The following is a 20,553-nucleotide window of genomic DNA, read 5'->3' as shown; positions in this document are numbered from 1 at the left end:
CGAAGTGTGGCTACGCCGTACCCGCGGGGCCATGCATGGGTGCGGTGTTGGACGTAGGGTGAGTGAATGAACAGTTTGGACGGAGCCCCTGACGGACAGGCCACGACACCCGAGCCTGAGCGCCTTCTCCAGCCTGTAGCCGAAGGCCAGCGCATCACCGTGATGCTCGCGGCTTTCGAAGGCTGGAACGACGCCGGCGAGGCGGCCAGCGATTCCCTGCACTACTTGAACAAGTTGTGGCAAGGAAAGAAAGTGGCATCAGTTGATGCCGACGACTATTACGACTTCCAGTTCACAAGGCCGACTGTGCGCCGGACGGCAGCGGGAACCCGCAAGGTGAAATGGCCCTCGACCCGCCTGTACAAGGCCAGCGTCCCGGACAGCAATGTCGACGTGGTGTTCGTGCTGGGGACCGAACCTTCCTACCGCTGGCGCGCCTATACGGCCGAGCTTCTGGTCCATGCCGAAACCCTCAGCGTCGACTACGTCGTGCTGATCGGCGCCCTGCTGGCCGATGTCCCGCACAGCCGCCCGATCCCCGTGAGCACCACCTCGGACGACAGCGGACTGCGGCAGCGCTTGAACCTTGAGGCTTCGCAATACGAGGGGCCGGTAGGCATCGTTGGCGTGCTCGGGGAATTCGCGATGCTTGCGGGCTTGCCCACGGTGTCGCTCTGGGCGGCTGTGCCGCACTACGTCGCCCAGCCTCCCTCCCCCAAGGCACAGCTGGCTATCTTGAACAGGATCGAGGACCTCCTCCAGGTGCCGCTGGACACACACGCCCTCAACGAGGAATCCGAGGCCTGGGAACGCGGCGTGGACGAATTGGCCACTGAAGACCCGGAGATCGCCGCTTACGTCCGGCAGCTCGAAGAGGCCAAGGACACGGCCGACCTGCCGGAGGCTAGCGGCGAATCCATAGCCCGCGAGTTCGAGCGCTATCTCAAACGCAGGGGCAAGGACAAGCCCTGACGGCTACAGCTCAACCCCGAGCAGGGCGTTGATCGCGTCGCTCACCAGCGCGCCGTCCAACGGGCACGGCTGGGCGACACCCGGGCTGCTGAGCGCCGCAATGGCCCAGGCGTCGACGGCGGCGACGGCACCGGGAGCGTTGAGGTCGTTGGAAAGCTCGGAACGCATCCGCGTCAGCAACTCGGCCGCTGTTCCTTCGGGAGCGATGTCCCGAGCGTCCCGCCACGTCTTGAGGCGTTCCTTGGCCTGGGCGAAACCTTCATCCGTCCAGGACCAATCCGAGCGGTAGTGGTTGGCCAGGATCGCGAGGCGGATCGCGGCAGGCTCTTCGCCGGCTGCACGCAGCTTGGACACCAGCACCAGGTTGCCCTTGGACTTGCTCATCTTTTCACCGTCCAGGCCCACCATTCCCGCATGGGCGTAGTGGCGCGCCAAGGGAACGCCACTGAGCGAATACGCGTGCCCGGCGCCCATTTCGTGGTGCGGGAAAACAAGGTCCGATCCGCCGCCCTGCACGGTGAAGGGAGCCGGCAGGTACTTCTGGGCGATGACCGTACATTCAATATGCCAGCCGGGGCGCCCGTCACCGAGGCTCGCGCCGGGCCAGCTCGGCTCACCGTCGCGGGCGACGCGCCACAGCAAAGGGTCAAGGGGATTCCGCTTGCCGGACCGGCCGGGATCTCCACCGCGTTCAGCGAAGAGCTCCAGCATTTCCACCTCGCCGAGCCCCGAAATGTCACCGAGCGTCCACGCGTCCGGGCTGTCCGAAGCCTTGCCGGCTGCCTCGACGTCGTAATAGACGTCCCCGTCGGGTTCCCCGCCGGTGCCGGGCACGCGGTAGGCGAGCTTGTCCGCGATCAGTTTCTCGATGGCCGGGACAATCATCGGGATCGCCTCGACCGCTCCGATGTAGTGACTTGGGGCCAGCACGTTGAGGGCGTCCATGTCGGTGTGGAAAAGCTCAATCTGGCTCGCGGCCAATTCCCGCCAGTCAACGCCGGTGGCCGTGGCGCGCTCCAAGAGGGGGTCGTCGACGTCGGTGACGTTCTGGACGTACGCAACCCGCTGGCCGCTGTCCCGCCATGCCCGGTTGAGCAGGTCGAAGGCGACGTAGCTGGCTGCATGGCCCATGTGGGTGGCGTCGTAGGGCGTGATGCCGCAGACATACATGGATTGCTCCGCTAGTGGTTCGACCTCCACGAGGGCCCCGCGGGAGGTATCGAACAGCCGCAACGGAGGCATGCTGCCGGGTAGTTCAGGCACAGGGCGGGAGATCCACGATTTCACAGCCTCAACCATAGTGCTAGGCGCTGATGACATTGAAACCGAGCAAGACGTAGAGGGCCAGTCCAAGGAGAATCCGGTACCACACGAATGCACGGTAGCTGTGGGTGGAAATGAACTTGAGGAACCAGCCAATGATGATTAAGCCCACAACGAAGGCGATCACCGTGGCCAAGGCTGTTTCCGGAAGGCCGAAGGGTCCGGTGATACCTTCCTTCGAGACCACCTTGTACAGCTGGTACAGGCCGCTGCCGAAGACGGCGGGAATGGCGAGAAGGAACGAATACCGTGCGGCGGCTTCACGGGTGTATCCCATCAAGAGCCCGGCGGTGATGGTGCCGCCGGAGCGGGAGACGCCGGGGATGAGCGCCATGGCCTGCGCCAGCCCGTAAAGGATGCCGTGCTTGAAGGTCAATTGGTCCAGCTCGCGTTCCTGCTTGCCCACGGCGTCGGCCACCGCGAGGACCATGCCGAAGACGATGAGCGTCGTGGCGACGATCCACAGGCTGCGCAGAACGGATTCGATCTGGTCCTGGAAGAGCAGGCCGAGCACCACGATCGGCACGCTGCCGAGGATGACCAACCAGCCCATCCGCGCGTCGGGATCGTCCCTGGAGACCTTGCCGCGCAACGATCCGAACCAGGCGCGCACAATCCTGACGATGTCGCGCCAGAAGAAGACGATGACGGCGGTCTCCGTGCCCAACTGGGTGATGGCGGTGAAAGCAGCGCCGGGATCCGCCGCGTTGGGCAGGAACGAGCCGACAATCCGCAGGTGCGCGCTTGAAGAAATCGGAAGGAATTCTGTCAGGCCCTGCACCAGGCCAAGGAAGGCTGCTTCTATCCAGTTCACGTCAATAGACCCTACGTCATGATCTTTCCGATCTCCCCGTAAGCTATCTGCTATGCAGCAGCGTTACGTCGGCAACAGCGGGTTCAGGGTGTCCACCCTTTCCCTGGGCACTATGTCCTGGGCGGAAGAAACGGACGAGCAGGATGCACGGGAACTGCTCCACACGTTCATCGCAGCCGGCGGCACCATGATCGACACAGCGGCCTCCTACGCGGAGGGACGGGCCGAAGCCCTCCTGGGTTCCATGCTCGGGGACGTCGTGGCGCGGTCGGAAGTCGTCCTCTCCACGAAAGCGGGCGTCTCGACGTCGGACGGCCGGCGCAGCGTCGATGCCTCCCGGGGTTCCATGCTGTCCGCACTCGACGCCAGCCTCGCCCGCCTGGGAACCGACTACGTCGACATCTGGTTCGCACACGCCTGGGACGGCAACGTTCCGCTGGATGAAACCCTGTCCGCAATGGACCTTGCGTTGCGCTCCGGACGCGCACGATACGTCGGGATCTCCAACTACAACGGCTGGCAGACCGCCAAGGCAGCGGCAATCGCGGGATTCACCATAGTTGCGAACCAGTCCGAATACTCGCTCCTGCACAGGAGGCCAGAAGACGAACTGGTGCCCGCCATCGAAGACGCCGGCCTCGGCCTCATGGCGTGGGGACCCCTTGGCCGCGGAGTGCTGAGCGGAAAATACCGTGGACAGATCCCCGCCGAATCGCGTGCGGCCGAGAGCCGGCTCAGCGGCTACGTCGAAAAGTACCTCGACGCGCGGGGCGCACGGATCGTCGAAGCTGCAGCCATGGCCGCACGCGGCTTGGGACGGTCCGCGGTGGACGTTGCCCTCAGCTGGCTGCTCTCCCGCCCGGGGGTATCCACGGCCATCGTGGGTGCACGCAATGCGGTCCAGCTCAAGGAACTGCTCGATGCGCAGCTTTCGCCGCTTCCCACCGAAATTTCGCGCGCGCTCGAAGACGTTTCGACAATCTGATTCGGCCGAAACCGCGCTACTGACTTGGCTTTGCTGAGCTGGCTTTATTGAGCTGGCTTTACTGATCCAGGATCTCGAGTTCGTCCTCGTCGAGGAGCTCGTTGCTGTCCTCGTCGTCATCTTCTTCATCGTCGTCGAACACCTGGAGGGGTGTGACTTCCGAGTAAGCCTCGTAGAGTGAGTCCTCATAAACCTCGAAGGCATCTGCGACGGCAAAAAACGCTGCCTCCACGGCGGGATCTCCTTCGCCCCGGCGGGCTGAAGCGGCAATCAGGTGCTCTTCCAAGGCGGCTGTCAATGACTGAAGCGCGACACGCGGATCGATGCTCATGACTTCACGTTAGCCCGAAAAAGACGAAAATGGAGAGGGATGAGAGAACAATTTCTGAGCAGTTCAGTGGAGCGTCAGCGGGACTACGCGAGGCAGTACGAGTATCTCGTGCTGACTGTCAGCCCTGACGATTCCTTGCCCGAAGCACGACGCCGGCTCGTGGAGCACTCCGAATACGGCAAGTGGGAACTGGAGCGGAGCATCCTCTACACCGGCGGCGGCCGCCGGTTCTGGTTGCGCCGAAGAGTACTCAACGTACAGCGCACCGTTTAGCCGCGGGGCTTGGTTTTCGGTGGTCCGGGCCTCTCAGCTTTCGAGCGGCCCAAGCCATGCATTGGCCACCGTGGTGTGCGCTGATTCATCGTTGGAGGGATGGAAGATCCCGGCCAGGACATCGCGGTACAGTCTCTCCAGCTCCAAGCCGCGGAAGTAGCTGGCGCCGCCAGAGACCCGGACCGCCACGTCCACCATGGTCCGCGCGTTCTCCGTGGCACGCACTTTGAGCCCCACGAACTTGGGAAACCACTGCGCCCCGTGATCGGCCTGGGCATCCACGTCGCGGGCCACGGACGCCAGTTGCGGCTGGATGGAATCCATTGCCATGGCGGCGTCGGCGATCTTCCAGCGGATGTCCGGGTCCTGGGCGAGACTCCGGCCGCCGTACTTGGCCGAGGTGCGGCGCTTCGCCGCCTCGACCGCCAGCGCGAATGCCCGCTCGGCGATGCCCGTGTAGACCGCGGCGAGGAGTGTTTCAAAGCACGCGAAGATCGCGAAAATCAACGGATCCTGATTGGGTCCTACCGGCAGTTTCCGGAAGACTCGCTCGGGTGGCACCGTAGCGCCGTGGAGGAGCGTGGTGTTCGACTGGCTGGCCCGCATTCCCAGGGTGTCCCAGTCATTCAATGTCTCGTGGCCGGCAGCGTCGCGTTGGATGAACCCGAAGACCAGCTCACCGCTGCCTTCCCGCGCGCCGGTGTCCTTGCCGAAGATACCGAGGCGGGTCCATGCAGGCGACAGGCTCGTGAAGATCTTGCGCCCGGTGAAGCTGTACCCGCCGTCCGGCTGCTGTTCCGCCGTCGTGCCTGAATCAAAGAGCATGGAGTCGTTGCCCGGCTCGGAAATCCCGAAGGCGAAGACTTCGCCCTGCCCGGACTCCTTGAGGACAAAGCCGAGGCTGTTGTCGCCGCGGGCAGCCAGGACCTGCGCGACGCCGGTCCAGACAAGGTGCATGTTGACGGCTAACGCCGTGGCCGGGGCAGCGGTGGCAAGCCGGCGCTGTAGCGCCGCCGCGGCTTCGAGACCAAGCCCGAGGCCGCCGTCGGCCTCCGGAACGAAAATCTTCAGGCAGCCCGCTGAGGCGAGCTCCTCCAGATCCTCGTGGAAGAACGAGTTGTTCTGGTCGTACCCCGCGGCGCGGCCCCGGATGCGCTCGAGCAGCTCGTCAGGCAGGATCTCTTCGGGGGTCAAGGCCGTCCTCCCTAGTAGTTGCTGAGCAGGGTGCTGAGTACCCTGGATCCGAACTTGAGTGACTCGGCCGGAACGCGTTCGTCCACCCCGTGGAACATGCCCGTGAAGTCGAGCTCCTCCGGAAGCATCAGCGGGGCGAATCCGTAGCCAGTGATGCCGATCTTGCTGAGCGACTTGTTGTCCGTACCGCCGGACAAGGTGTAGGGCAACACCTTGGCGCCCGGGTCTTCCGAGTGCAAGGCATCGATCATGGCGTCAACCAGGTTGCCGGCAAACGGCACTTCGAGCGAGACGTCCTGGTTGACGTAGCTGACCTCGACGCCGTCCCCCGCAAGCTTCTTGATGGTTTCGAACACAAGCTCCTGCTGGCCGGGCAGAGTACGGCAATCCACCAGCGCTTCCGCCGATTCAGGGATGACGTTGTGCTTGTACCCGGACCTGAGCAACGTGGGGTTGGAGGTGTTTTGCAGGGTGGCTCCGACGAAGCGGGCAACGGTCCCGAGCTCCTTCAGCAGCACCTCGGGATTGTCCGGATCGAACTCGACGCCGGTCAGTTCCGTCACGCCGTCAAGGAACTGGCGGGTGGTGGGCGTCAGCTCGACCGGCCAGGGGTATTCGCCGATCCTGGTGACTGCACCGGCCAGGCGCGTGATCGCGTTGTCGGTGTTGATTTGCGAGCCATGCCCGGCCCGCCCGTGGGCTACGAGCCGCAGCCAGGACAGGCCCTTCTCCGCGGTCTGGAGGAGATAGGTGCGCTGACCTCCGATGGTGGCCGAGAATCCACCGACTTCGGAGATCGCTTCCGTTGCGCCGTCGAAGAGCTCCCTGCGGTGCTCGACGGCGTAGCGGGCGCCGTAGTTGCCGCCGGCTTCCTCGTCGGCGAAGAAGGCAAAGATGATGTCGCGCTTGGGCTTGCGTCCTGTGCGGGCGAAGTCACGCAGGACCGAGAGAATCATGGCGTCCATGTCCTTCATGTCCACGGCGCCTCGTCCCCAGATGAGCCCGTCCTTGAGTTCGCCGCTGAAGGGATCCACCGACCATTGGTCCTTAAGCGCCGGAACGACGTCGAGGTGGCCGTGCACCACGAGGGCATCGGCTGAGGGGTCCTCCCCCGCCATCCGCGCGACCACATTGGCCCGGCCCGGCGCCGACTCGAAGATTTCCGCGTCCAAGCCCACTTCGCTGATCAGTGCCGCGGTGTATTCCGCCGCGGCACGTTCCCCGGGACCGGAATCGTCGCCGTAGTTCGAGGTGTCTATGCGGATGAGTTCCTGGCAGATCCTGACTACTTCGTCCTCGGGTCGGATATCAGTCACTGAACTCTCCTTGCTGGCTGGGACTTGGCTGGGATGGCGTACTCCGGCGGGGAGGCACATAGTTCGGACACTCCTGCACTTCCACCAGCCTACCCACCCAAGCCCGTTTGGCCGCGTGCTTTCCCGGGCTTTGGCGCGGATTGCCGGGGCCCAATTACGATTGCCGGCACTGCCCCCGGCTCCCGTTTTTTTATTTCCCGGAAACCGTGTTAGAGTTTTTCTCGCTGCTTCGGAGGAAAGAGAAGCGCCGAGAGGCGCAGAACGGACACTCCGGACACCACCTGCGCGGGTGGCGGAATGGCAGACGCGCTAGCTTGAGGTGCTAGTCCTCGAAAGGGGGTGGGGGTTCAAGTCCCCCTCCGCGCACAAATGCAAGGCCTGGAATTAGAACAATTCCAGGCCTTGTTTGTTTAATTCCAATTTCCCTTTTCAAGCGCCAATGAGGCGTTCATCACACTTATTAAATTGCATTACCGCCAATTCCCAGAGGCGGTCGGCCTGCCCTCCAAGAGGGCCCCGCGAGCACGGCGACGGCGGCCCCCGGGTGGGTGGCCGCCGTCGTCGTTCGCAGCTGTGTTGAAACCCCAGGCCGGCTCTCTACAGCGCCGCCACGGATCCGCTGAAGTGCTTCCTGCCGCTTCGCGGATGCCAGGCGACGTAGTCCGAACGCTCCCACGAGCCTGAGGCGGAGTGAACGGTGCCGATTTCAAGCGCCACCCGCGCCGGGAGGTACACGGGCGCCTCGAAAGCAACGTCCCACCGGAACGCTTCCGACTTCACCGAGCCCACGTCCGCCAAAGCCCGGGATGCCAGGTACATCCCGTGGGCGATCGACCGGGGCAGGCCAAGCGCCTTGGCCGAGAGCATGCTCAAGTGGATCGGATTGAAGTCTCCGGATACGGCAGCGTAGAGGCGGCCTGTATCCACGCCGAGCTGCCAGACGGCCGTTGGTGCCGGTGGGGTGAACGCGGTCGGAGCAGCGGCCGTGGAGGCCTTATCGATTCCCGGGAGGAAGACCCCCTTGGCCAAATACGTCGAAACGCCGCGCCAGAGCAACGCCCCGTCCTTGCTTGACCGGACTTCGGCGATAACGTCCAGCTGGGTGCCCGCCCTGTGGCCGCGCATGTCCTCGGCCCAGGACCGGACGTCGAGCGGCTCGCTGAACTGGACTGCGCGCAATTGCTCCACGCGGTTCTTCAAATGGATCATCCCCAGCAAGGGAAGCGGGAAGTCGTCCCGGTTCAGCACGCTCATGGCAACCGGGAACGCGAGGGCATGGATGAAGCCCGCCGGCAGCACATCACTTGCCGTTTCGCCGATCAGGTGCTGGTAGGCGGTGAGGTTCGCGACGTCGGCCCGCACGCCGCGGACCTCATGGCTTCCGTGGGGCAGGGCGCTGGCCGCCTGGAACCCCATCAGCCTCCGCCGGGCCGCGGTGGCCGCCGCATTCATGTACAGCTTCGAGAGGGACGGCAACTCCCCCAGGATGAGCGGTTGTTGTTCCGTAGTCATGCACCCACCAGGTTCTGTCCGCAGACCCTGAGCACTTCTCCCGTGATTCCACCGGCCGCGTCCGATGCCAGGAACGCGATAGCCTCTGCCACGTCCCCGGGCAGGCCTCCTTGCTGCAGCGAATTCAGCCGGCGGGCCACTTCCCTGGTGGCGAAGGGGATCCGTGCGGTCATGTCGGTCTCGATGAAGCCGGGCGCCACGGCGTTGATGGAGCTGCCGCGTTCAGCCAGCAAGGGCGCCGTGGCCCTGACCATGCCGATCACTCCCCCCTTCGAAGCCGCGTAGTTGGTCTGTCCGCGGTTGCCTGCAATGCCGCTCGTCGAGGCCACGGACACGATCCGCGGGGTGTTCCGGAGCTGTTCCGCGCCGAGGAGCGCCTCGTTGATCCGCAACTGCGAGGCGATGTTGACGCCAATGACGGAATTCCAACGGCCTTCATCCATGTTGGCCAGGAGCTTGTCCCTCGTGATCCCGGCGTTGTGGATGAGGATATCCAGCCCGCCATGGCGTTCCACAGCGTGGTCGATGATCCGGTTACCGGCATCCTCGGCTGTGATGTCCAATTGCAGGGCAGTGCCGTGGACCTCGTTGGCGACGTCGGCGAGGTGGTCCCCCGCAGCGGGAATATCCACCACCACGAGCCCGGCGCCGTCCCTGTGCAGGGTCCGCGCGATTGCCGCGCCGATTCCGCGCGCGGCTCCCGTCACCACGGCGACTTTCCCTGCGAGCGGCTTGTCGGCGTCGGCGGAAAGTTGCCCTGCGCCTGAGCCGACAGTCAGGAACTGGCCATCCACGAACGCAGACCGGCCGGACAGGAAGAAGCGCAGTGCGCCCAGCGTGCTCGGGCTCGTCGTGCCGGCACCGTCCCCGAGGAGAATGCCGTTGGCCGTGGCACCCGCGCGGAGCTCCTTGGCGAGCGAACGCAGCAGCCCGTCCACTCCTTGGCGACCGGCGGCAACAGCCGGATTCGCGGCAGACGCCGAGGTGCGGGAGACCGTGACCACCCGTCCCCCGGCGGCCAAGTCCCGGAGCGATGGAGCCGCGGTGAGGACTGGGCCGGCCAACTCATCCGGGTGCTCGACGGCGTCAAGCACCACGACGATCGCACCCAGCTTTTCCTTGGGCAATGCTGAACGCCGGACGTCGAGGCCCCAGCCCGCAAGGGCGGCAGCCAAGTCGTCGGAGCCGGCGGTTTTGCCATTGCCGCTCCCGATGACCAGGACCGGGCCCGGAACCAGCGGCTCGCCCGCTTTGTATCTCCGGAGCACGGCAGGTTGGGGCAGGCCGAGCTTCTTGGCCAGATCCTTTCCAAATCCGTGGCTGACGAACTGCGTGTATTTGTCCGTCATGCCGGCTACCGACCTTCCGGAGCGGAGTAGGCCTCGAGGATCGCGACGACGCCCTGCCCGCCTGCGGCGCAGACGGAGATGAGTCCGCGGGCGGGACGGCCGTCCAGCGGGCCGTTGTCGTGGAGCATCTTCGCCAGTGAAGCGACGATCCGTCCGCCGGTGGCGGCGAAGGGATGTCCCGCGGCGAGGGACGAACCATTGACGTTGAGCTTGGCGCGGTCGATCTTGCCGAGGGCGCCGTCCAATCCCAGCCGGGTCCGGCCAAATTCCTCGTCTTCCCACGCGGCGAGCGTGCTCAGGACGGTGCCGGCGAAGGCTTCGTGGATTTCGAAGAAGTCGATGTCTTCGAAGGTCAGGCCGTTGCGCGCCAGGAGCCGCGGCACCGCAAACACCGGGGCCATGAGGAGTCCGTCCTTGCCATGGACGAAATCGACGGCGGCTGCCTCGCCGTCGACGACCACGGCGAGCTTGGGCAGGCCCCGGGCGTCGGCCCATTCCTCGCTGCCGAGGAGCACCGTGGAGGCACCATCCGTGAGCGGAGTGGAGTTGCCGGCCGTCATGGTCGCCTCCGCACCCAGGCTCTTTCCGAAGACAGGCTTGAGGGTGGCCAACTTGTCCATGGACGTATCGGGCCGGAGGTTCGAATCGCGGCTCAGCCCGCGGTATGGAGTCACGAGGTCATCGAAGAACCCGCGATCGTAGGCCGCGGCGAGATTGTGGTGGCTGTTGAACGCGATCTCGTCCTGGGCTTCGCGGCTGATCTTCCATTGCGCCGTGGTCAGCGCCTGGTGCTCGCCCATCGAAAGACCGGTGCGCGGCTCGCCGGTGTTCGGAGCATCCGGTGCCAGGTCCTTCGGACGCAGGCGCGCAAGGATCTTGAGCCGCTCCGGCAGGGACTTGGCGCGGTTGAGATCGAGGAGTACTTCGCGGAGGCCCTCACTGACGGCAATCGGGGCATCCGAGGCGGAGTCGACGCCGCCGGCGATCGCCGAGTCGATCTGGCCAAGCTTGATCTTGTTGGCGAGGCCCAAAACGGTCTCCAGACCGGTGGCGCACGCTTGCTGGAGATCGTAGGCAGGTGTTTCGGGGGAAAGGGCCGAACCAAGCACCGCTTCACGTGTCAGGTTGAAGTCGCGGGAATGCTTCAGGACGGCCCCGGCGGCGACTTCACCGATCCGTTCTTCTTGAAGGCCGAAGCGGGCGATCAGCCCGTCCAGCGCGGCTGTCAGCATGTCCTGGTTCGAGGATTTGGCGTAGGCGCCGCCGGTACGGGCAAAGGGAATCCTGTTCCCGCCAACCACCACTGCCCGGCGGACCGTGCCTGGGGCTACTCGGGATTCGTGTGGTTCGCTCGCGGAATGTGCTGCTGCAGGCATGCGTTTCTCCTTGGATCACATCGGGTTACCGATACCCAGCGTACCTGATACGCTGAGTATCGTGAACATCCCCAACCAAGGACTTCCGGCCGATCCCCCGGCCGGCACCCTGCCCCCTGCGGAGGGCGATGCTCCCGCCGTCGACGGCCGCGCCGCCCGCTGGCAGATCCACCGCGAAGAGCGCCGCCGCGATCTCATCAAGGCCGCCCGCAAGGCCGTCCATGCGCTGGGAAGCGACGCCTCCATGGAGGACATTGCGAACGCGGCGAGCACCTCCAAGTCGGTTTACTACCGCTACTTCGGGGACAAAGCCGGCCTCCAGCAAGCCATGGGCGAAGTGGTGCTTGCACAGATGCAGCGGCGGATGCAGGAAGCGGCGGAAAGCGCTCAGACTCCCCGCGAAGGCCTGTTCGCCATGGTTTCCGCTTACCTGCAGATGGCGGAGTCAAGCCCCGCCGTCTACGCGTTCATCACGCGGCTCTCGCAAGGCGAACCGTCGGCGCAAGACGCCATCGCCGCTTCGGAAGCCCTTGGCAACTTCTTCGAGTCGGTCAGCGCCATGATCGCCCGGCCCATGCGGGAACACCTGGGGGCGGAAAAGGAAGCGCTGATCGACTACTGGCCCACCGCCGCGATCGGGCTGGTCCGGAACGCCGGCGAGAGGTGGCTCGGCAGTCCCGACTCTCCTGCAAAACCCGACCAAAAAACGATGGCGGCCCGGATCACCGATTGGTTGTGCGTCGGAATCGCCCCGGAACTCAAAATCAACGCCCCTGAATATCAGCAATGACCCCACTTTGTCCGGAACCAAAGAAGGAATCACCATGACTGAAGTAGTGGACCGCACCTCCTCCGCCAACCGCGTCGCCGCGGGAACACCTGCACCCGCCCAGCCGGTTGAGCCCGCCCCCGCCGTGGACGTGGCGGCCCTGGGCGAGCTGCTGCTCGGCAAGTGGGCCGAAACCCGGCGCACGGCGCGCGAGCTCGCGGGCCGCCCCGAGGTACACAAGATTGAGGGCCTGACGCACACCGAGCACCGCAAGCGTGTCTTCGGCCAGCTGAAGTACCTCGTGGAGAACAACGCCGTACACCGTGCATTCCCCGCCAGCCTCGGCGGTTCGGATGACCATGGCGGCAACATCGCCGGCTTCGAGGAACTCGTCACCGCCGATCCGTCGCTTCAGATCAAGGCCGGCGTCCAGTGGGGACTTTTCGGTTCAGCAGTGATGCACCTCGGTTCGGAAGAGCACCAGGCAAAATGGCTACCCGGGATCATGAGCCTGGAGATTCCGGGCTGCTTCGCAATGACCGAAACCGGACACGGCTCCGATGTCGCGAGCATTGCCACTACGGCCACCTATGACGAGGCCACCGAGGAGTTCGTCATCAACACTCCGTTTCGCGCCGCGTGGAAGGACTACATCGGCAACGCCGCCGAGGACGGCCTCGCCGCCGTCGTGTTCGCCCAACTCGTGACCCGCAACGTGAACCATGGCGTCCACGCGTTCTATGTCGAACTGAGGGACCCGGACACCAAAGAGTTCCTGCCCGGGATCGGCGGCGAAGACGATGGCGTCAAGGGCGGCCTCAACGGTATCGACAACGGCCGACTGCACTTCACCGGAGTCCGCGTCCCGCGCACCAACCTGCTCAACCGGTACGGCAACGTCTCTCCGGAAGGCGAGTACACCTCGCCGATCGCCAGCCCGGGACGCCGCTTCTTCACCATGCTTGGCACCTTGGTACAGGGGCGGGTCTCCCTCGACGGCGCCGCGGTCGCGGCCAGTAAAGTGGCCTTGACAACCGCCATCCGGTACGCCACCGAGCGGCGCCAATTCAACGCCTCTTCCTCGACCGACGAGGAAGTATTGCTGGACTACCAGCGCCACCAGCGCCGCTTGTTCACCCGGCTCGCCACCACCTTTGCGGCGAGCTTCGCGCACGAGCAGCTGCTCGAAAAGTTCGACGACGTCTTCTCCGGCCGGCACGACACCGACGCCGACCGCCAGGACCTCGAGACCCTCGCGGCAGCCCTCAAGCCCATGAGCACCTGGCACGCCTTGGACACGCTCCAGGAGTGCCGCGAGGCCTGCGGCGGTGCAGGATTCCTCATCGAGAACCGTTTCGCCTCCCTGCGCGCGGACCTGGACGTCTACGCCACTTTCGAGGGTGACAACACCGTGCTACTGCAGCTCGTGGCCAAGCGCCTGCTGGCGGACTACGCCAAGGAGTTCCGCAATGTCGGCTTCGGCGTGCTGGCCCGCTTCGTGGCCGCCCAGGCTGCCGACGTCGCCATCCACCGGACCGGCCTGCGGCAAGTGGCGCAGTTCGTTGCGGACACCGGATCAGTCCAGAAAGCCGCCTTGGCCTTGCGCGACGAAGAAGGCCAACGAGCCCTTCTGACGGACCGGGTGCAGTCCATGGTGGCGGAGGTGGGTTCCGCGCTGAAGGGTGCGAACAAGCTTCCGCAGCACCAGGGCGCCGCGCTGTTCAACCAGCACCAGGACGATCTGATTGAAGCCGCCCAGGCCCACGCCGAACTGCTGCAGTGGGAAGCGTTCACGGAAGCCCTCGGCAAGGTCGGCGATCCGGGCACCTTGCAAGTGCTGACCTGGCTGCGCGATCTTTTCGGGCTCTCGCTCATTGAGAAGCACCTATCCTGGTACCTCATGAACGGCCGCCTTTCGATGCAGCGCGGACGCACCGTGGGCACCTACATCAACAGGCTGCTCGTCAAGATCCGTCCCCATGCCCTGGACCTGGTGGATTCCTTCGGCTACGGCCCCGAACACCTGCGGGCCCCCATCGCCTCGGGAGCGGAAGAGCAGCGCCAGGACGAAGCCCGCGGCTACTTCCAGGCGCAACGGGCAAGCGGCGACGCACCTGCCGCCGAGAAGAGCCTCCTCGCCTTGAAGGGCGGAAAGTCGCGCTAGCACCCTGCAGGTGGATATCCGCCCACTCCGCTAACGACGACGGCGCCGCACCCTCACGCGAGGATGCGGCGCCGTCGTCGTTCCCGCCCGTCTGCTAGTTTCCGAGAACCGATCGGTAGACGTCGAGGGTTGTTTCCGTGATCGACTCCCAGGAGAAATGTTCCTCCGCCCTGACGCGGCCCGCCGCACCCATGGCCTTTGCCCGCGCAGGATCGGAGACAACCTCGTTGAGGGCGGCGGCGAAGTCCGCCACGAACTTTTCGGGATCCAGCGGGGTGCCGGTTCCGTCCGTGACCTGCTCCAGTTCCACCAGCAGTCCTGTTTCACCGTGCCGGACCACTTCGGGGATGCCGCCCGTCGCGCTCGCCACCACTGCTGCTCCACATGCCATGGCTTCGAGGTTGACGATGCCGAGGGGCTCATAGATCGACGGACAGGCGAAGGCCGTGGCATGGCTGAGGACCTGGATGAGCTCGTGCCGCGGAAGCATGCGTTCAATCACAAGCACGCCCTCGCGCTTGCCCTGCAGGTCCTCGATGAGGCGGGCTGTTTCGGCTGCGAGCTCCGGCGTGTCCGCCGCGCCCAGGCAAAGCACAAGCTGCACATCTTCCGGCAGGCTGGCGGCAGCCTTCAGGAGGTACGGAACACCCTTCTGCCGCGTATTACGGCCCACGAAGACAACACTCGGCTTGGCGGGGTCGATCCCGAGGGCGCGGATTGCGTCCTCGCCCTCGTCCGGCTGCCACATGTCCACGTCGATGCCGTTGTGGACAACCCGGACCTTTGCGGGATCCACGTTTGGATAGCTGCGCAGGATGTCCTTCCGCATGCCTTCCGAGACAGCGATGATAGCCGCGGCGGCCTCATAGGCTGTCTTTTCAACCCACGAAGACAATGCGTAGCCGCCGCCCAGCTGTTCGGCTTTCCAAGGCCGCAGCGGCTCCAGGCTATGGGCGCTGAGCACATGGGGTATCCCATGGAGCAGCGATGCGAGGTGGCCCGCCATGTTGGCGTACCAGGTATGGGAGTGGACGAGGTCCGCTCCGGCGATGTCCGGCACGATGCGCAAATCCACGCCGAGGGTCTGGACGGCGGCATTGGCCTCGCCCAGGTCATCCGGTGTGGAATACGACGTCACCGTTGCGCCGTGGTAGTCCGCCTCACGGGGCGCGCCGAAAGCGCGCACCTGCAGATCCACGTGCTTCGCCAAGACGCGGCTGAGCTCGGCAACATGCACACCGGCCCCGCCATAGATTTCGGGTGGAAACTCTTTAGTCACAATATCTACGCGCACGCTACCTAACGTAGTCCTTCCGGAGTATGTGTTCTAGTGTGAAAGGGTCCGGCAACCCGGGCTTTTTTCGGGGGCTACAAAGACGTACAGGGAGAGCAAAAACCATGGCGTTGAAGAAAGTATTGTCAATTGTGTTGGCTGGCGGCGAAGGAAACCGCCTCATGCCACTGACGGCAGACAGGGCAAAACCTGCGGTGCCGTTTGCGGGGGGGTATCGATTGATCGATTTCGCTCTCTCGAATCTGGTCAATTCCGGGTACCTCCAGATCGTGGTGTTGACCCAGTACAAGTCGCACAGCCTTGACCGCCATATCTCCGAGACTTGGCGGATGTCCACCCAGCTGGGCAGGTATGTCGCCTCGGTCCCGGCCCAGCAGCGCGTCGGCAAGAGCTGGTTCCTCGGCAGCGCGAATGCCATTTACCAGTCCTTGAACCTGATCCACGACGCCAACCCGGACATTGTGGTGGTTGTCGGAGCTGACCACGTCTACCGCATGGACTTCCAGCAAATGGTCCAACAGCACGTCGCCAGCGGAGCCAAGGCCACAGTCGCGGCCGTCCGCCAGCCGCTGCACATGGCCAACCAGTTCGGCGTGATCGAGGTCGACAAGAACGATCCGCAGAAGATCTCGGCCTTCGTGGAAAAGCCTGCCGAAACCGAAGGCCTCGCGGCCGATCCCTCACAATTCCTTGCCTCCATGGGCAACTACGTCTTCGACGCCGACGCCTTGGTGGAAGCACTTCGCATCGATGCGGAGCGCCTCGACACCAAGCACGACATGGGCGGCGACATCATCCCCTACTTCGTGTCGCAGGGCGAGGCCGGCGTGTACGACTTCACGCTCAACGACATTCCCGGGTCCACGGACCGCGACCGCACCTACTGGCGCGACGTAGGAACCATTGATTCGTTCTTCGACGCCCACATGGACCTGATCTCCCCGGTGCCGGTGTTCAACCTGTACAACTCGGAATGGCCTATCTATACGCGGCAGAGCATCTCCCCGCCGGCCAAGTTTGTCCGCGGCGATAACAACACTGTCGGAACCGCTTTGGATTCCATCGTGGCCAGCGGCTCGGTGATCTCCGGAGGAATAGTTGAAGGGTCCGTCCTTTCCAACGACGTCTACGTTGCGCCGGCCAGCAGGATCCAGGACTCGGTACTGATGGACAAGGTCCGCATCGGAGAGGGCGCCGTGGTCAAGCGGGCCATCATCGACAAGAACGTGCAGGTTCCCGCCGGGGCTGCCATTGGCCTGGACGCCGATCTGGACCGTGCCCGCGGCTTCAAGGTCACCGAATCCGGAATCACCGTCCTCTCCAAGGGTCAAGTGGTACCGGAGCCTGACGCTGCCGAGCTCGCCCTGGCTGCCGAGCACCGCCACTCGGTGCCGGAGGCCATCAAGGCCGCCACGGAGAAATTCCCCGACATCCGGGACTCCGCTGAGCAGGTCACCAAAATCCAGGCTTCCTCCATAGAGGTCTGACCCGGACCCCGGACCCGGACAGCCCCCGGCCTCCCAGGCGGCAGCAGGCCTCCAGCCCCTGCCGCCCGGGAGGCTTTGCTGTGTCCGACCCTGTAAAATCGACACAATGAGCCCCGCCGATTTGACGCCTGAAGAGATCCAGGCCTGCCTCAAAGTCTTGAACACTATCCACGCCTACGACGAGGAGCACCCCGACTACGTCGCCGTGCGCCGTGCCACGGGGAAGATGTTCAAGGCAGTGAAGCGCCATCGCCGGGTCACCAAGCGGGACGAAATCGCAGAAGCCGACCGCGCTGTCATTGCACTGACGGCAACAGCGGCTCCGGACAGGATCGACGACGAAACCCGCGGCAACAAGCTGGCGACTTCGGCCACGGGGGAAATCGCGGGCCACCTGATCCGCTCAAGGCCCTGCTACATCTGCAAGCAGCACTACACGCAGGTAGACGCGTTCTACCACCAGCTGTGCCCGGACTGTGCGGCCTTCAGCCACAGCAAGCGCGATGCCCGCACCGACCTCAGCGGGCGTCGCGCCCTCCTCACGGGCGGGCGCGCCAAGATCGGCATGTACATCGCGCTCAGGCTGCTCCGCGACGGCGCGCACACCACGATCACCACCCGGTTTCCCAAGGACGCGGCTCGCCGCTTTGCCGCTATGGAGGACAGCGCGGACTGGTTGCACCGGCTCCGGATCGTGGGCATCGACCTTCGTGACCCCTCACAGGTCATGGCCCTGACGGATTCCCTCAATGAAGCCGGCCCCCTTGACATCATCATCAACAATGCGGCCCAGACCGTCCGTCGTTCGGGGAATGCGTACAAACCGCTGGTAGATGCCGAGGACGAACCGCTGCCGGAGGCCCTCCAGGCCGCCAACGGCGGGCCGGAGCTGGTCACGTTCGGCCATGCCCACGACAAACACCCGTTGGCCCTCACCCACAGCGTCACCGAACATCCCGTGCTTGCCGGAGATGCGATTACCTCGCTTGCGCTGTCCACGGGTTCCGCGTCTTTGGAGCGGATTGCGACAGGTACCGCGATCGACGCCGGCGGACTGGTTCCGGACCTTGCGACCATCAACAGCTGGACCCAAGTGGTGGACGAAGTCGATCCGCTGGAAATGCTGGAGGTCCAGCTCTGCAACGTGACGGCGCCGTTCCTCCTCGTCAGCCGGCTCCGGGGAGCCATGAAGCGTTCCACCGCGCGCAGGAAGTACATCGTGAACGTCTCGGCCATGGAGGGGCAGTTCTCCCGCGCCTACAAAGGCCCCGGGCACCCGCATACCAACATGGCAAAGGCCGCGTTGAACATGATGACCCGGACCAGCGCCCAAGAGATGCTGGACAGCGACGGGATCCTGATGACCGCCGTCGATACCGGATGGATCACTGACGAACGCCCGCATTACACCAAGGTCCGGCTCATGGAGGAAGGCTTCCACGCGCCGCTCGACCTCGTGGACGGGGCGGCACGGGTCTACGATCCGATTGTCATGGGCGAAAACGGCGAAGACCAGTACGGCGTCTTCCTGAAGGACTACAAGCCCTCCCCTTGGTAAGTCCGGCGGAGGGCCGCGGCCCGGCTAGTTGAGCCGCGTGATCTCGACAGTCACGGTGAGGCCTGAGCCGCCACCTCCGGACAGGATCCCCTTCAAGGGCGGAACGTCGCGGTAGTCACGACCCCGAGCCACCGTGACGTGAAGGTCTCCGGCAGGTTTGTGGTTGGTGGGATCCCAGCTGCGCCATTCGCCGTCCCACCATTCCAGCCACGCGTGGGATTGGCCCGCCACGGTTTCACCGATCCCGGCCGCGGGACGCGGGTGGATGTAACCGGACACGTACCGGGCCGGGATGCCGCAGCTGCGGAGTGATCCGATGGCCAGGTGGGCCAGGTCCTGGCAGACTCCTTGGCGCTGGTTCCACGCTTCCTCGGCGTTGGTGGTGACACCTGTGGTGCCCTTGACATAGCTCATTTCGCCGCGCATCCAGTCGAAAATGGCCATGGCCGTCTCGTGCGGGTTCTTGCCGGCCACGACGCCGGGAATGATGCCAAGGACTTCGTCCCCCGGACCGGTGAGCTGCGACTGGGGCAGCCAGTCGCTGTACTGGTCCCGGATCTCGTCCGAAGCCATCACATCCCAGTCCACGATCTCTTCGTCCAGGGCCACCCGTTCCACCCGGTGGACCTCCACTGTGGTGGTTGCGACCACTTCGAGGCGCTCGTGCGGCATCTGCATATCGAAAGAGGTGACGCGGGTGCCCCAGTAGTCGCGGTAGGTGCTCACTGCAGCCTGCGACGGCGTGATCTTCAGCGAGGATTCAAGCACCACCTGTTGCGGGTCGGTCAACGGCGTCATGCGCGCCTCGTTGTACGACAGGGTGACCCTGCGGTTGTACTTGTAGGCCGTCTTGTGGACGATGCTCAGCCGGGTCATGAAACTTCTCCCACCCAGGCCAGTTCATCCGCCTGATTGAAGTACTTACGGGAAATCGCGTCGGAAGCCTGCGTCACGGCCTTTTGCACCCGGTCCATATGTTCCGGCAGCTCGGACATGAGATCGTCGGTGCGATGGAATTCGAGGAAGGTACGGGCCTGGCCGACGATCCGGCGCGCGTCGTTGATGAAGCCCACCCGCTGTGCGGAAGGATCCAGCTTGGCGAGGCATTCGTCGGCGTCGCGCAGCGCGAAGACGATCGAGCGCGGGAACAGGCGGTCCAGCAGCAGGAACTCGGCGGCGTGTTGGTCTCCGAAGGCCGCACGGCGGGTTCGCAGGAATGACTCGTAAGCGCCGGCGCAACGCAACATGTTCACCCAGGACATTCCCGCGGAGAGGACGTCCCTGGTGGACAGCATCCGCGCGGTCATGTCGGCACGTTCAAGCGAGCGGCCGAGCACCAGGAATAGCCAGCTTTCGTCGTGGCTCACCGTGGTGTCCGCGAGTCCCCTGACCATCGCGGTGCGTTCCAGGACCCAGGTGCAGAAGCGGTACGTACCCACGACGTCCTTGCGGTGCTGGTTCAGCCCGTAGTACGTGGTGTTGAGGCTCTCCCACAATGACGAAGACACGGTCTCGCGTGCGCGCCGCGCATTTTCCCTGGCGGCGCCCAGCGAGCCGGCAATCGACGTGGCACTCGTTTTGTCGTACGCGAGGGCGTGCAGCAGCTCCGGCAAGCCGAATTCCTCGCTTTGCGGCCTGGCCCCCATGACAGCCAGGAGCTCCCTCGCCACACTGCGTTGCTCCTCGAGCGGAAGGTGGTTCAGGCGTTCGAGATGGACGTCCAGGATCCTGGCCGTTCCGTCGGCCCGCTCCACGTAACGGCCGATCCAGAAAAGGGATTCAGCAATACGGCTCAGCATGGGGCTGTGCCTCCTTCGGGTCCTGCGTTGTGACGAT

At 64.7% G+C, this 20,553-nt stretch carries 18 protein-coding genes and 1 tRNA gene; 8 read left to right on the top strand and 11 right to left on the bottom strand.

Annotation, left to right across the window (positions count from 1 at the left end):
* Positions 1 to 66: 66 nt before the first annotated feature.
* Positions 67 to 972, top strand: a complete 906-nt coding sequence (locus tag L0B83_RS06090; protein WP_234757513.1) for a PAC2 family protein — start codon at positions 67 to 69, stop codon at positions 970 to 972.
* 3 nt (positions 973 to 975) lie between these two features.
* Here L0B83_RS06090 and mshC read toward each other — a convergent pair whose 3' ends face one another.
* Positions 976 to 2,259 (bottom strand): cysteine--1-D-myo-inosityl 2-amino-2-deoxy-alpha-D-glucopyranoside ligase, encoded by a 1,284-nt coding sequence (gene mshC / locus L0B83_RS06085; protein WP_234757512.1) that lies wholly within the window; start codon positions 2,257 to 2,259, stop codon positions 976 to 978.
* 16 nt (positions 2,260 to 2,275) lie between these two features.
* Positions 2,276 to 3,109: an undecaprenyl-diphosphate phosphatase gene (locus tag L0B83_RS06080; RefSeq protein WP_234757511.1), complete on the bottom strand. Its 834-nt coding sequence runs from the start codon at positions 3,107 to 3,109 to the stop codon at positions 2,276 to 2,278.
* 52 nt (positions 3,110 to 3,161) lie between these two features.
* Between L0B83_RS06080 and L0B83_RS06075 the strand changes: the two genes are divergently transcribed.
* The gene (locus L0B83_RS06075) at positions 3,162 to 4,094 is read left to right on the top strand and encodes an aldo/keto reductase (protein WP_234757510.1); all 933 of its coding nucleotides are present in this window, start codon (positions 3,162 to 3,164) and stop codon (positions 4,092 to 4,094) included.
* A gap of 58 nt (positions 4,095 to 4,152) precedes the next feature.
* On the opposite strand, the gene L0B83_RS06070 is transcribed toward L0B83_RS06075, so the two are convergent.
* A complete protein-coding gene (locus tag L0B83_RS06070; protein ID WP_234757509.1) occupies positions 4,153 to 4,425 on the bottom strand; it encodes a hypothetical protein in 273 nt (90 codons plus the stop codon).
* A 39-nt stretch (positions 4,426 to 4,464) separates the two neighbouring features.
* On the opposite strand from L0B83_RS06070, the gene L0B83_RS06065 reads away from it, so the two are divergent.
* Complete coding sequence (locus L0B83_RS06065; RefSeq protein ID WP_234757508.1) at positions 4,465 to 4,698, top strand: DUF5703 family protein; 234 nt, start codon at positions 4,465 to 4,467, stop codon at positions 4,696 to 4,698.
* Positions 4,699 to 4,731: 33 nt separating this feature from the next.
* Here the strand turns inward: L0B83_RS06065 and L0B83_RS06060 are convergent, their stop codons facing one another.
* Positions 4,732 to 5,892 carry an acyl-CoA dehydrogenase family protein gene (locus L0B83_RS06060; protein ID WP_234757507.1) on the bottom strand — a complete coding sequence of 387 codons (1,161 nt, stop codon included), beginning with the start codon at positions 5,890 to 5,892 and terminating at the stop codon, positions 4,732 to 4,734.
* A gap of 11 nt (positions 5,893 to 5,903) precedes the next feature.
* Complete coding sequence (locus L0B83_RS06055) at positions 5,904 to 7,208, bottom strand: M20/M25/M40 family metallo-hydrolase (protein ID WP_234757506.1); 1,305 nt, start codon at positions 7,206 to 7,208, stop codon at positions 5,904 to 5,906.
* Between the two features lie 283 nt (positions 7,209 to 7,491).
* On the opposite strand from L0B83_RS06055, the gene L0B83_RS06050 reads away from it, so the two are divergent.
* Positions 7,492 to 7,574, top strand: a tRNA-Leu gene (locus tag L0B83_RS06050).
* Between the two features lie 231 nt (positions 7,575 to 7,805).
* Here the strand turns inward: L0B83_RS06050 and L0B83_RS06045 are convergent.
* The 3 genes from L0B83_RS06045 to L0B83_RS06035 are packed head-to-tail and all read right to left on the bottom strand — an operon-like array spanning position 7,806 to position 11,445.
* Positions 7,806 to 8,720, bottom strand: a complete 915-nt coding sequence (locus tag L0B83_RS06045) for a MaoC family dehydratase (protein ID WP_234757505.1) — start codon at positions 8,718 to 8,720, stop codon at positions 7,806 to 7,808.
* On the bottom strand, positions 8,717 to 10,069 hold the full coding sequence (locus L0B83_RS06040) for a 3-oxoacyl-ACP reductase (RefSeq protein ID WP_234757504.1): 1,353 nt from the start codon (positions 10,067 to 10,069) through the stop codon (positions 8,717 to 8,719). Before L0B83_RS06040 ends, L0B83_RS06045 begins: the two co-directional genes overlap by 4 nt.
* 5 nt (positions 10,070 to 10,074) lie before the next feature.
* The gene (locus tag L0B83_RS06035; protein WP_234757503.1) at positions 10,075 to 11,445 is read right to left on the bottom strand and encodes an acetyl-CoA C-acetyltransferase; all 1,371 of its coding nucleotides are present in this window, start codon (positions 11,443 to 11,445) and stop codon (positions 10,075 to 10,077) included.
* Here L0B83_RS06035 and L0B83_RS06030 point away from each other — a divergent pair.
* Together L0B83_RS06030 and L0B83_RS06025 are read left to right on the top strand one after the other, a co-directional pair.
* Positions 11,444 to 12,235: a TetR/AcrR family transcriptional regulator gene (locus L0B83_RS06030; RefSeq protein WP_234757502.1), complete on the top strand. Its 792-nt coding sequence runs from the start codon at positions 11,444 to 11,446 to the stop codon at positions 12,233 to 12,235. The genes L0B83_RS06035 and L0B83_RS06030 overlap by 2 nt on opposite strands.
* 34 nt (positions 12,236 to 12,269) lie before the next feature.
* Positions 12,270 to 14,378, top strand: coding sequence for an acyl-CoA dehydrogenase family protein (locus L0B83_RS06025; RefSeq protein ID WP_234757501.1), 2,109 nt, complete (start codon positions 12,270 to 12,272; stop codon positions 14,376 to 14,378).
* A gap of 94 nt (positions 14,379 to 14,472) precedes the next feature.
* Here the strand turns inward: L0B83_RS06025 and glgA are convergent, their stop codons facing one another.
* Complete coding sequence (gene glgA, locus L0B83_RS06020; protein ID WP_234757500.1) at positions 14,473 to 15,672, bottom strand: glycogen synthase; 1,200 nt, start codon at positions 15,670 to 15,672, stop codon at positions 14,473 to 14,475.
* Between the two features lie 104 nt (positions 15,673 to 15,776).
* Between glgA and glgC the strand changes: the two genes are divergently transcribed.
* Together glgC and L0B83_RS06010 are read left to right on the top strand one after the other, a co-directional pair.
* The gene (gene glgC, locus L0B83_RS06015; protein WP_234757499.1) at positions 15,777 to 17,159 is read left to right on the top strand and encodes a glucose-1-phosphate adenylyltransferase; all 1,383 of its coding nucleotides are present in this window, start codon (positions 15,777 to 15,779) and stop codon (positions 17,157 to 17,159) included.
* A 106-nt stretch (positions 17,160 to 17,265) separates the two neighbouring features.
* Positions 17,266 to 18,717 carry an SDR family oxidoreductase gene (locus tag L0B83_RS06010; RefSeq protein WP_234757498.1) on the top strand — a complete coding sequence of 484 codons (1,452 nt, stop codon included), beginning with the start codon at positions 17,266 to 17,268 and terminating at the stop codon, positions 18,715 to 18,717.
* A 24-nt stretch (positions 18,718 to 18,741) separates the two neighbouring features.
* Here the strand turns inward: L0B83_RS06010 and L0B83_RS06005 are convergent, their stop codons facing one another.
* Together L0B83_RS06005 and L0B83_RS06000 are read right to left on the bottom strand one after the other, a co-directional pair.
* Positions 18,742 to 19,593, bottom strand: a complete 852-nt coding sequence (locus tag L0B83_RS06005; protein WP_234757497.1) for a transglutaminase family protein — start codon at positions 19,591 to 19,593, stop codon at positions 18,742 to 18,744.
* Entirely contained in the window at positions 19,590 to 20,516 is a 927-nt protein-coding gene (locus L0B83_RS06000; protein ID WP_234757496.1) for an alpha-E domain-containing protein, read from the bottom strand. Before L0B83_RS06000 ends, L0B83_RS06005 begins: the two co-directional genes overlap by 4 nt.
* Positions 20,517 to 20,553: the final 37 nt, after the last annotated feature.

This window comes from Arthrobacter alkaliphilus (assembly GCF_021483235.1).
GTDB lineage: Bacteria > Actinomycetota > Actinomycetes > Actinomycetales > Micrococcaceae > Arthrobacter > Arthrobacter alkaliphilus.
This window is presented reverse-complemented; position numbering and strand designations above follow the sequence as displayed.